At 44.3% G+C, this 12,330-nt stretch carries 9 protein-coding genes; 8 read left to right on the top strand and 1 reads right to left on the bottom strand.

The window, feature by feature from the left end; genetic code table 11:
* The first annotated feature begins 334 nt into the window (after positions 1-334).
* The 7 genes from BUC50_RS00005 to BUC50_RS00035 all read left to right on the top strand — a co-directional run bounded on the left by BUC50_RS00005 (position 335) and on the right by BUC50_RS00035 (position 9,419).
* Positions 335-1,417 carry a TRAP transporter substrate-binding protein gene (locus tag BUC50_RS00005; RefSeq protein ID WP_013047612.1) on the top strand — a complete coding sequence of 361 codons (1,083 nt, stop codon included), beginning with the start codon at positions 335-337 and terminating at the stop codon, positions 1,415-1,417.
* A gap of 168 nt (positions 1,418-1,585) precedes the next feature.
* On the top strand, positions 1,586-2,110 hold the full coding sequence (locus BUC50_RS00010; RefSeq protein WP_013047613.1) for a TRAP transporter small permease: 525 nt from the start codon (positions 1,586-1,588) through the stop codon (positions 2,108-2,110).
* A complete protein-coding gene (locus tag BUC50_RS00015; RefSeq protein ID WP_013047614.1) occupies positions 2,111-3,445 on the top strand; it encodes a TRAP transporter large permease in 1,335 nt (444 codons plus the stop codon).
* Positions 3,446-3,484: 39 nt separating this feature from the next.
* Positions 3,485-5,071 carry an N-acyl-D-amino-acid deacylase family protein gene (locus BUC50_RS00020; RefSeq protein WP_013047615.1) on the top strand — a complete coding sequence of 529 codons (1,587 nt, stop codon included), beginning with the start codon at positions 3,485-3,487 and terminating at the stop codon, positions 5,069-5,071.
* A 48-nt stretch (positions 5,072-5,119) separates the two neighbouring features.
* Positions 5,120-6,301, top strand: a complete 1,182-nt coding sequence (locus BUC50_RS00025; protein WP_013047616.1) for a YgeY family selenium metabolism-linked hydrolase — start codon at positions 5,120-5,122, stop codon at positions 6,299-6,301.
* 442 nt (positions 6,302-6,743) lie between these two features.
* Positions 6,744-7,691: a carbamate kinase gene (arcC, locus tag BUC50_RS00030; protein WP_013047617.1), complete on the top strand. Its 948-nt coding sequence runs from the start codon at positions 6,744-6,746 to the stop codon at positions 7,689-7,691.
* A gap of 141 nt (positions 7,692-7,832) precedes the next feature.
* A complete protein-coding gene (locus BUC50_RS00035) occupies positions 7,833-9,419 on the top strand; it encodes an N-acyl-D-amino-acid deacylase family protein (protein WP_286677019.1) in 1,587 nt (528 codons plus the stop codon).
* 80 nt (positions 9,420-9,499) lie between these two features.
* Here BUC50_RS00035 and BUC50_RS00040 read toward each other — a convergent pair whose 3' ends face one another.
* Positions 9,500-11,062: a PucR family transcriptional regulator gene (locus BUC50_RS00040; RefSeq protein WP_013047619.1), complete on the bottom strand. Its 1,563-nt coding sequence runs from the start codon at positions 11,060-11,062 to the stop codon at positions 9,500-9,502.
* 577 nt (positions 11,063-11,639) lie between these two features.
* On the opposite strand from BUC50_RS00040, the gene BUC50_RS00045 reads away from it, so the two are divergent.
* A partial coding sequence (locus tag BUC50_RS00045) for a TRAP transporter substrate-binding protein (protein WP_286677020.1) occupies positions 11,640-12,330 on the top strand: 691 nt, incomplete at its 3' end.

Raw genomic sequence — 12,330 nt, forward strand, 5'->3', positions numbered from 1 at the left:
AATGCCCAGTGGTACGACTATGATGAGTACTGGGGCTCTATCCAGGGCATGGCTGACGCCATTGACGAAAGAATAGACGAATTCAACAGATTGACGGGTCTTCTTGTTTAATGTGAGTTAGAGAGCTGAAGATATTCGGTCTTCTTTTTCCAGGCAGCCCTCTTTACCCATGATTATATAAAGGGGCGTGCCTAGGACAAAGGGGCCGGAAGATTATGTGTGAATTTTATGTCATTTGTTTCAAGTGGTAATTCACAAAAATAGCGTTGTCGGGTTTCAAAGCTCTTGGACCACAGTCCTCTTGAGGGACTGCATAAGAAAAAGGAGGCGTTATATGATGTCTAGGGTTGGGTTCTTGCGTAAGTGTTTAGTTCTCATGTTGGTTGTTTTATTTTTAAGCAGCGCCATTGCGGCAAGCGCGAAAGCGCCGGAATACAAATGGCGTTTTGGACAGACTTCAGTTCGTGCTTCTCAGGGGGAGTCCTACAAGCTTTTCTGCGAATTAATTGAGAAATACAGTGATGGCCGGATTCAGGTTGAATTTTTCCCTGACAACCAGCTTGGTACTCTTGATGAGATTTTCCACGCTGTACAGGATGGGGAAGTCGAAATATGCGGAGTTGCTCCTTATGTAAACCTGGTTCCCGGTGGAATGTTCAACTGGATGCCCTGGACAGTGGAGTCTTGGGAAGAGTGCAAGATGGCTTTCTCCCGTCCCAACGGATGCCTGTATGTGCCTATGGAAGAAGCAATGAACGAAGTTGGCATGCACGTTCTTTTCACCGTATCCCAGGGATCTTACGGCATTGGAAACAATACCCGCCCCATTAAGACTCCTGAAGATTTTAAAAACCTGAAACTGCGAGTTTCTTCTTCTCTTGGCTGCGTAAGAGGACTTCAGAATATGGCGTCCGGCACAGGCATGACTGTAGAAACAGTTCCATGGGGAGAGCTTTATAACGCTCTGTCTCGCGGCGTAGTTGATGGATGCTGGTCTATGTGGCCTTCACTTGTTGAAGAGCGCCACTATGAAGTTTTGAAATATTACACTTCTCTCGACTGGATGTGGGATGCGAACCAGGTTGTCATCAATAAAGACATTTGGGATGGACTTTCTGATGATCTTAAGGCCGCTATAGAGAAAGCCGCTTTAGAGGCTGAAGAGCATCAGTATGCAATTCAAGAGCGTATGGCAGATGAATTTCAGGATTTCCTGAAAAAGCAGGCCAATTTTGAAATTTATTACCCCACAGATGAAGAGAGAACCGCATTCCGGGAAAAAGCGAACATGCTGAGCGTTTGGGAAGAACTTTGCACTCCTTGGCTTGACAAACATTATCCTGGCCAGAACATGACTCAAAAGATTCTTGACGAACTTGCGGCAAACAGGGAAAAAGTTTTAGCTGGAAAGAAATAGATATAAAACAAGGAGGCGGCTTTCAGGCTGCCTCCTTGTTTTATCCATTATTTACCTGCTGTATTTTTTTAGATCTGTTCCCCTCAGTGAAACCCCCTTTTATTCAAGGGGGAAGGCTCTCTGCAATCTTGGGGGGAATTGCACTTCGATAGAGAAGGAAGTGTTACCATGAAAAAATTTTTTTCGCACGTAGAGAAAATAGAGTTTATTTTAGGTTCTATAGGGCTTTTGACAGCAATCGTTCTTACGTTCTGTCAAGTAGTCAATCGGTACTGGTTGCATTTCGAAATTATGTGGATTGCTGATTTTGCGCTTTATATCTTCATTTTCACAATTTATATTGCTATCCCCTATGGTGCGGCTCTGAAAACACATATTGCTGTCGATATTCTCCCCGATCATTTTTGCGGGGATGACAGGGCGAAAAGGGCGATCTTCGATATCGTTAAGAGTTCTGTCACCATCCTTATGGTGCTTTCTATTAGTAGTCCTGTTATGAGAGTTGCTAAAAGAGCGTATAGATACCCGGAGTACGCGACTCTTGTTCGCTGGTTCAATATGAGCTGGCTTATTTACGCAATGGCAGTAATGATCGTTTTGGTGATTCTCCATTACGGCTGGCATGTAGCTTGTGATGTTTACGAGTTAAAACAACTCCGCTGGATTTCAGTAAATGAAGGGGAGGCAAAATAGATGTTAGACCTCGGTACGGTGACCACACTAATTGCTTTTCTTGTGGGGATCGTTCTGGGTTTCCCCATAGGGTGGCTTTTTATAGGTTCAACGGCTTTGGGCCTTTTTGTTATGGGGAGCCCTACGGTCTTTATGGCAAATGCTTTTTTTCATTCGTTAGATTCATCAACAATTATGGCTATAGCGTTTTTTGTTTTTTCAGGAGCGTTGATATCAGAGGCAGGATTGGCAGATCGCATAGTTAACTTTTCTTATTCACTGGTTGGGCGCCTCAGAGGCGGTCTTACGGGCGTAGGTATTGTGGCGACTCTATTCCTTAGTGCTTTAACGGGATCATCCGTCCCCTGCATTGCGGCGCTGATTCCATTGCTGGTGCCGCGGTTGGAGAAGTTCGGCTACAGAAGGGTGTATACGACAGCTCTTCTTTGTTCTTCAAGCTATTTGGGATATCTGATTCCTCCCAGTGTGCCTGCAATGATCTATTGTCTTCTGGCGGGGCAGTCTGTGGCGGCCCTCTTTCTGGCCACTGTCTTTCCGGGGATCTTGCTGGCTATTGGTTACGGGATGCTAAACTACTTTATGGTGGGGCGTTATACGTTTGAAAGCACAGAAAAACCTTTGCTTCCCACCACTTTTGAAGAATCTGTTAAAGATATATTGCACACAGGCAAGATTGCCATTCCGGCGCTCGGTTGTCCAGTGCTGATCCTCGTTGGTATCTATGGCGGAATCTTTACTCCTAACGAAGCTGGCGGCATTGCCGCAGTATACTGTCTTTTGATAGGCTGGTTTGTCTATCGTGAACTTACCAACGCCAAGCTGAAGAAGGCTCTCTCCAGCACTATTGGTACTTTTGGTATGACTACTTTGCTTCTCGCCGGCGGAACAATCCTTACCCGCTACCTTACCCGTCAGGGAGTAGCTCAGGAAGTGGCCAATTTTATGCTGAACATGTTTGAAAACAAATATCTCATTCTTCTCATGTTAAACTTCTTCCTTTTGATACTGGGCATGTTCCTTGATGGTATTCCTATTTTGATCCTCGTTGTTCCCTTGGCGCTTCCTCTTATGCAGGAGCTCGGCATAAACTTGGTGCACCTTGGAGCTATCATGGTTGTCAATGTGGGAATAGGAGTCATGACACCGCCCTTTGCTATGTCAATCTTTGTTGGTTCACGACTGGCAGAGGTACCGGCCGCAGAATTAACAAAAACGATGTTGCCGTTTTTGTTTTTGGTCTCAATTCCCGTTTTGTTGCTGACTACATATATTCCAGCATTGTCATGCTGGCTTCCTGAAATTCTTTTGGGATCATCCATAGTGGGACCATGGTAATTCTGAGAATGGGAAAATTTTTTGAGGGGAGGTTCTATTTTGTTTGATATTTTAATTAAAAACGGTACCTGTTATGCAGGAGACGGAAAACCTGGTTTTGTTTCTGATGTGGCTATTGAGGCAGGAGTTATAGCGGCAATAGGCAATCTGCAAAACGCAGAAGCAAAGCGAGTGATCGATGCTCGGAATTTAGCAGTAGCTCCAGGATTTATCGACACCCACAGCCACTCTGATCTTGTTGCACTTGTAGAACCTGAAATTGCAAATAAGACAACCCAGGGAATAACCACAGACATAATAGGACAGGATGGAATGTCTCTTGCCCCAGTTAAGACGGAGTATGTCGGAACATGGAAAAAAGTCATGGCTGGCCTGGAAGGGCAATATGAAGTGGAGTGGGATTGGCTTAGTTCCTCCGATTATCTCTCCCGGTTAGATGATCAGCCTCTTGGGCCCAATCTTGGCTATCTTGCTCCTTATGGAAATATACGTATGTGTGCTGTGGGTCTTGACAATCGTCCAGCTACAAAGGACGAAATCGCAAAAATGCAAAATCTCCTGGAAGAAGCCATATTAAATGGAGCGATGGGCTTATCTACAGGTTTGATCTATCCTCCTTGCAGTTACGCGTCAGAGGATGAAATAGCCGAGCTTACAAAGGTGCTTACTAAATACGGTCTTCCTCTGGTGATTCACCAGAGAAGCGAGGCAGATTATATATTGGAGTCCATGGACGAGGTAATAAGGATCAGCCGGAAATCTGGCTGCCCCATCCACTTCTCTCACTTTAAACTCTGTGGCAAGAAGAATGCTCATCTCTTCGACGCTGTAATGGAGAAACTGGAAATAGCATCCAGAGAAATCTCAGTTTCCTTTGATCAGTACCCTTATACCGCTGGGAGCACGACGTTCAGCGTCATTCTTCCTCCTTGGGTTCATGACGGAGGCGCAGATAAGGCACTAGCTCGTTTGGCCGACCCCGTGGCCCGTGAACGGATGAAACAGGATATTCATAATGGCATTCCCGGATGGGATAACTTCATTGATTTTGCGGGAATGGAAAATATATCTGTAACTTTCGTTAAAACTGACAAAAATGCCGATGTAGTAGGCAAGAATATGATCGAGATCGGCAAGTTGAGAGGGAAAGATCCACTTGACGCGGCTTTTGATGTTCTTCTTGAGGAAGAAATGGTGGTAGGGCTGGTCGATTTTTACGGCTATGAGGAGCACATTGAAAAAATCCTCGCCCACCCCCTTCAAAACGTTTGCACCGATGGCATTCTTGGAGCCCACCCTCATCCCAGGGTATATGGTTCTTTCCCCAGAGTGTTGGGAAGTTATGTGCGGGAACGTAAGATTCTGGATCTTCCTACGGCGATTCACAAAATGACCGGACGGCCCGCTTCAATTTTCAAGATGAAAAATAGAGGTTTTCTTAAAGAAGGTTATGCGGCAGATATCACAATCTTTGACCCCGAAACCGTTATCGACACCGCGACTTACGAAAATCCAAAGCAGTTTTCCAAAGGAATTCCTTATGTCATGGTAGGCGGAAAGCTCGCAGTTGATGATGAAGTAGTTATGAAGGGGAAATCGGGGCGAGTGGTTAGGTTTGAAGGTTAGGCAACTGGTTTAATAGTTTTGTCCCAGTTTCTGTGAGGAGGTATTTCAATGGCTATGGAGTGGAGTGAGTCTTTAGTTTCTTTATGTAGAGAAATGATACGCCGGCCCAGTCTTTCCGGGCAGGAAAAAGAAATGGCTGATTTTGTAGAACAGAGGATGATAGAACTAGGATTTGACTCTGTAGAGCGGGATCATTATGGAAACGTTTCAGGGCGCATTGTTCTGGGCAGCGGCGGGCGTCGAATACTTTTTGAGGGACATATGGACCATGTTGATATAGTGGATCCCTCCAAGTGGACCCACGACCCCTTCGGTGCGGAAGTAGTTGATGGACGTATATATGGAAGGGCAACATCAGACATGAAGGGAAACCTTGCCGCTTCCATCATGGCGGCAGCCTTGATAAAAAAAGAAAAGGCAGACCTTAACGGCGAGATCATAGTTGCGGGCTCTGTCCATGAAGAGTGTTTTGAAGGGGTTGCATCCGAGGCCATAGGCAAGCGTTGGAATCCTGACTGTGTTGTTATCGGCGAGGCGTCCTCTCTGAATCTTAAAAGAGGGCAACGTGGTCGCGCAGAAGTTGTTTTGGAAACTTATGGCAAATCAGCTCACTCCTCCAACCCAGAGGTAGGTTTGAATGCCGTCAAGGCTATGGTTCCTCTTCTTTCTGCTATAGAGAATGAGTTTGAGCCAAAGGAACAGCCAGTCCTTGGCAAGGGAATCCTCGAGTTGACAGATATCATCTCTTCTCCTTATCCTGGAGCCAGTGTAGTGCCTGAACGCTGCCGTGTAACCTATGACCGCCGGCTTCTGGTTGGCGAGACGGATACAGAGGTTTTGGCCCAGATCCAGAAGATTATTGATGAAGAGAAGGGGCGCAATCCCCAGCTTAAAGCAAACGTATCCCTTGCGGTTGGAAGGGAAACCTGCTATACAGGCGATTCTATAGAAGCCACCCGTTACGCGCCAGGATGGCTTTTCCCTGAAGATAACTGGTTTGTGGCCGCAGCCATGCGCGGTTTGCGCGAGGCAGGTTTGAACCCAGAGCTTTCTCACTATGCCTTCTGTACCAATGGCAGCTACTATGCTGGAAAAGCGGGAATCCCAACCATAGGTTTTGGCGGTTCCCTGGAATCTCTGGCCCATGTGGTCGATGAGTATATTGAGATAGACCAGCTTGAGAAGGCCTGTCTCGGCTATATGGGAATTATCCGTTCTGTGTTGGGATAAACACATAACCAAATCTACGTAAAGAGAAAGCATAGACGTGCGTTTTGTCAACGCACGTCTATGCTTAATTGAATATCCTGCCCTATCCTAGAATGACGTTGTCTAATGTTTTGTAAGCTCTTCCTCGAAAATTTGGGATGAAAGCTATTGACCATCGCGGTTGGTATGATGGACAATATTCCTGTTGTTATATTGGCGGCCCTTTCTCCCTTTAATGGTAGGTTTTCTGCCATCTCTTCTTGAATTTTATCCCCTATATCTGGAGAAGCGCCTTGCGCACTGCGGCCTCCAACTTTTTATGAAACCTCAGTTTTCTCTGTTGTTGGGAAAATATGGCGCACTATTTCCCGGGGGGAGATCATTGTAGAAAATTGCGAATATGTGGGGATGAAAAAAAGAGGACATTTCCTTCAAAATATGAGAGAAACGGGAGTGTGAGGGCATGGGGAAAAGGATTCTTGTCGCACTGGGAGGCAACGCAATTTTGCAGCCTGGTCAAAAAGGGACGTCGGCGGAACAGGTGACAAATATTGATAAGACTGTAAAGCAGCTCATAGATGTTGTTGAAAAAGGGTATGAGTTAGTTTTGACCCATGGAAATGGCCCTCAGGTGGGAGCCATTTTGATACAGCACGAGATGGCAAAAGAGGCAATTCCTGCCATGCCCCTTGATTTCTGTGGGGCAGAAAGCCAGGGCCTTATCGGATACATGCTATGTCAGAGCATACGCAACGAATGTGCCGGGCGGGGACTTAAAAAAGAAGCTGTTTGTATTGTTACTCAAGTTGAAGTGGACCCTCACGATAAGGCATTCAGAAATCCTACTAAGCCTGTCGGCCCCTTTTATACTCAGGCAGAAGCGGAACAGAATATGGCTGAGCGGGGTGAACGCTGGATCGAGGATGCCGGAAGGGGCTGGCGGAAAGTAGTCCCTTCTCCGGAGCCTAAGGAAATTGTAGAAAAAGAAGTGATACGCGCCCTTGTAGACCAGGGAACGGTTGTTATTGCCTCTGGTGGCGGTGGCATCCCTGTCTGTCGGAACGATCAGGGACAATTGTATGGAGTTGAGGCTGTTATAGACAAAGATTTAGCTGGCGAGCGGCTTGCTCTGGATGTAGGGGCGGATATCTTCGTAATATTGACAGATGTTTCTCATGCAATTCTTCATTACAACACCCCCCAGCAGAAACCTTTAAAGAAAGTTACTCTGGAGGAAATGAAAAAATACATAGAGGAAGGGCATTTCCGGGCTGGTTCAATGGGACCGAAAGTGCGGGCAGCACTCAATTTTGTAAAAAAAGGGGGAGGAAGGGCTATCATTGCCAGATTAGATCAGGTCATTCCCGCCTTGAAAGGTGAAGTTGGCACCCAAATAGAGAGTACGCTCTAAAATAAATTATTCGTGCTAATATAGTGAGAGTTCAAAATATAATAAGAATGTGCGAAATAGACCCCTTTTAAAAACAATTTTTTGCTAAATCCATGTTGATGCCGACGCCATGGACTATAAAGCATAAAGGGGGTAGTGGTTATGTATTTCGATGTAGTAATTAAAGGTGGACTTTGTTACCTTGGAGATGGCGGGGACCCGGTAAGAAGCGATGTGGGCATAGTAGGGTCTCGTGTTGAGGCCATTGGAGATCTGAATGACGCGCAAACGGGTTTAAGTGTTGATGCCGCTGGGAAAGTGGTTTGTCCTGGCTTTGTTGATACCCATAGCCATTCTGACCTTGTTGTTCTTAAGGAACCAGCCGTAGAAAATAAGGTTATGCAGGGTGTAACGACAGAATTGATAGGGCAGGACGGGATGTCTCTGGCCCCTATAATTCCGGAGTACAGGGAACCGTGGAAAAAAACCATGGGGTCACTGGAAGGTCACTACGATGTACCATGGGATTGGCAGACGGCTGAAGAATATTTTGAACGGATCGATAGTCAGGACTTGGGACCAAACATAGCCTACCTTGTTCCCCATGGCAATATACGTCTGTGTGTTATGGGGCTGGATGATCGTGAAGCAACCGATGATGAGATGGCAAAAATGTCTAGGTTGTTAGCCAAGATTCTCGAGGCGGGGGCTTATGGAATGTCTACGGGCATGATATACCCTCCCTGTTGTTATGCCCCGACCCAGGAATTTGTTGAGCTATGTAAGGTTCTCAAAGATGCAGATGGCCTCTTTGTGACCCACCAGCGGAATGAATCGGATTACATTCTTGAGGCTATGGATGAAATTTTTGAAATAGGGGCAAAATCAGGGTGCAGGGTTCATTTTTCCCATTTTAAAGTAGGGGGAAAGAGAAATTGGGATAAGCTGGATACAGTTTTGGCGAAATTAGATGAAGCCAATCTAAGCGGCATCCCTCTTTCTTTTGACCAGTATCCTTATATAGCAGGAAGTACAATGCTGGGAGTGATCTTGCCACCCTGGGTTCACAACGGCGGTACTGAAAAGGCATTAGAAAGATTGGCAGATAAAAACAAACGTGAACAAATGAAAACGGATATCGCAAAGGGAATTCCCGGCTGGGATAACTTTGTAAGTGCAAATGGCGTCGAAAATATTTATGTTACTTTCGTTAAGACAGACAAGAATTCGAAGTACGTAGGAAAAACCCTTTTAGAAATAGGAAAAATGGCGAACAAAGATCCTCTTGATGCTACTTTCGACCTTTTATACGAGGAAGAAATGACGGCGGGCCTTGTGCATTTTTACGGGAAAGAAGAACACATTTCTAAAATAATGCAGAGGGAAGAGCAGAATTTTTGCACAGATGGCATCTTAGGTGCTCACCCCCATCCTAGGGTCTACGGTACGTACCCACGGGTGCTGGGTAAGTATGTTCGGGAAAATAAAGATCTAACCATGAGTCAGGCTATTCATAAAATGACAGGTAAACCTGCATCCGTATTAAGACTTGAGAAGAGGGGACTCCTTAAGGAAGGGTATTATGCCGATGTGGTTGTTTTTGACCCTGAAACGGTGATCGACAAGGCTACATATGATAATCCAAAGCAATATCCGGAAGGCATAGAGCATGTTTTTGTAAATGGCGTACAAGTTGTTGAAAAAGGAGTTTGCAAACCAGCCAAAGCGGGCAGACTCCTGAGAAAATAAAAGCTGATTTTTAAGATGTAAAAAGAGCGAGGGTGCACTTCATAACAAGGCGCCCTCGCTCTTTTGTCTTTATTTGGTGTTTATAAGTGGTTTAGATAAATTCGCATGCTTAAAGCGATGTTCAGTCGGTCTTCGTGATCGTCGAGGCTTAAGCCTGATAGTTTTTGGATAGTGTCCACCCTGTATTTTACGGTGTTATGGTGGGTGCCCAGAATTTTGGCTGTTCTTCTATAGTTCCAGTTATTTTCGACAAGCTTTGCCAACGTTTTAAGCAGGTCTAGGTTGTGTTTCTTATCGTAGTCTAAAACTTCCTCTAAATAATTGTTAAAGAAGGATCTGAGCTCATTCAAGGGGAGAGAGTGGAGTAATTTTTGTACTCCCAGTTCATCAAAAAAGACAATGGAAGAGTGGTGGCCCAAATTCAAGGCCTCTTGTGCCTCTTTATAGCTTTTTCTTATTTTGTCGGCGTCATCATAAACTCCGCCCACTCCCATTATCAGCTTTATGCCAAACTCTAACTCGATCTCATTAAAGAGTTGAGATAGTTGCTCTTCCAATTTTTTCCTAAGGTTTAAAGACAGCTCTTTTTCAGAGGACGAAATGGTAATTATAGAATGGGCCAGGGTTGCGCTGAAAGCGTTCCCATACAGTTCCTTTATATTCTTTGTGATTTTTAAGGAAACTACATTTGTTATGTTGTCAAAATCATCTTTAGAAGTGAGGGTCACGTCATTGCTTTCTACCCGAATAATAGACACGAAAAATTTATCCTCAGGTGTCCATTCAAAAAAGTTTTTAAGGAGCGTAGATACTTCTTTTATACTTGATCTGTTTAAGAGCAGGTCAAAAAAAAGTTCATCTTTATAACGTCGCTCGATATTGCGATTTGATACTTTTTGCTGAAGGTTGAGCTTAAGTATTGTGCAGCCATGTATAAGAGAGTTTTTTAGAAAAAGAGGCGTAGAATGGGTGTCTTTTTTAAAAGTGTTTTGAAAAAGGTACCCGTAGGTATTTCGCCCAAATTTTAATTCTTCACAGTTATAAAGGCGGAGATTTTCTTCTAAGGGTAATTTTGTTATGTTGTTTTTAAAGTTATCGTCTAAACTTGAATGGAAGCATTCATTATTAGATGGACTGACAAAGGCAAAATCAACATTTGTCATTATTTGAAGGGCGTCTATTATTTGCGAGATGCTGGCCCCATTGGCAACCATGTTTGTGAGTGACTTGTTAATCTTATAGCTTTTTAGAAGCTCAAGTTCTCTGTTTTTAAGTATAGTCGATAGAGTAGGAATGAGGATGTCAACAAAACCATAATTAATGGGGTGAGTTATTATGGGTATGGAAAGTTCATCACTGACCTTTATCACATTGGAAGGAATGTGATCAAGAAATCGCCCAATTTTTATACATAGACACGCGGCATTATGGGTATAAAGTTTTCTTATGAAATATTCAAGCTCTTCTGGGTTATCCCTCCAGAAAAAACCAGAAGACAGCACCAGTTCTCCTCCATATAGCCAGTTTTCCCACCCGCTAAGGTTGTCTATGACTGTCACTGTTTTTATATCTCGTGTTATTCCGGATTTGCCAGCGACGAGCTTGAAGGAATTAAATTGAGTTATCTTTAAAAAAGATGCCACAGTAAAGGAGGATAATGTTTCGCTGCTGTTATTTAATAACAGTTAAAACAACTCCTTTCTAAACGAACTGTTTCGCTTTGGCATTATATCACAAACATTTTGAGATGTTTTGTGTTTGTTTACTATTGATAATTGAAAAGCTTCATATATCATAAAAGCACGTCGGCATTAACAAGTGGATCTCGCAAAATTTAACATCTGCAAATATAAAGTAATCTTTACAAAAGAGCGGACAAAAGCATTTTCCCCTGAATGGTCAGGGGGTTCATCGTTCACATCATCGCATCTAAAGAGGTGGTCTTTAAAGGAGCCCTTTGTACGTTCCTCAAAGAGTACCAGGGGCGGGGCAATGTGGAGAAGAATGTAGAGAACGAAAAGGCACTTTCCCGCTTTTGCGCCAAAGTCCTTAGGCTCTGCAACAAATATTCCCCAACACATCAACTCCTAAAATCCATTAATGAAAAAACAAAAAATATTTGTAGCTTATTTGTTATTAAATACTAAATTTATTCATAATTATAAAAGCATGTTTTATAAGTAATTTTGTTATTATAACTAATATTATGGAGGTGGCAACGTGAGAAGGAATATTTTTTTAGGGGCGCTTGTTTTACTTTGTGTTTTTAGCCTTCTTGTTGGGGGCGAGGCTTTTGCCAAAGCTGAATATGAGTGGAGTTTTACACAGCCGTGGTCAAGGCCTCTGAGTAACAAGGGATATGAGTTCTTCTGCGATAAGGTCAAGGAGTATTCAGGCGGTCGGATTGAGATCAAATTTTATTCCGATGGACTTCTTGGCAACCACGACGAGTCATATCACGCCGTTCAGGAAGGCAGCATCGCCATGGGCGTTTTTTCACCCTACGTCAATTTGGTTCCTGGCGGCATGCTGAACTGGATGCCCTGGACAGTGGAGAACTTTGATGAAGCGAGACTGGCATACTCTCCAGCCGGCGGCATTTTGTTCAAGGTTATGGAGGATGCATGGGCAGAAGTTGGTTTTAAAATTCTCTTCAATGTCGCTCAGGGTCCTTACGGCATAGCGAACAGCAAAAGGCCTATTCGCACTCCCGAAGATTTCAAGAACTTGAAACTGCGAGTGTCTTCTTCTCTTGGTTTCGTAAAATGCCTCGCGAACATGGGAGAAGGAACGGGCATGACCCTGGAAACTGTTCCATGGAGCGAGCTGTATAACGCCATGGCAAGAAAGGTCGTAGATGGCTGCTGGACCATGTGGCCCTCACTGGTTGACGAGAGACACTACGAAGTGG

The sequence above is a fragment of the Aminobacterium sp. EBM-42 genome (genome assembly GCF_001896635.1).
In the GTDB taxonomy this organism is placed as follows: Bacteria; Synergistota; Synergistia; order Synergistales; family Aminobacteriaceae; genus Aminobacterium; species Aminobacterium colombiense.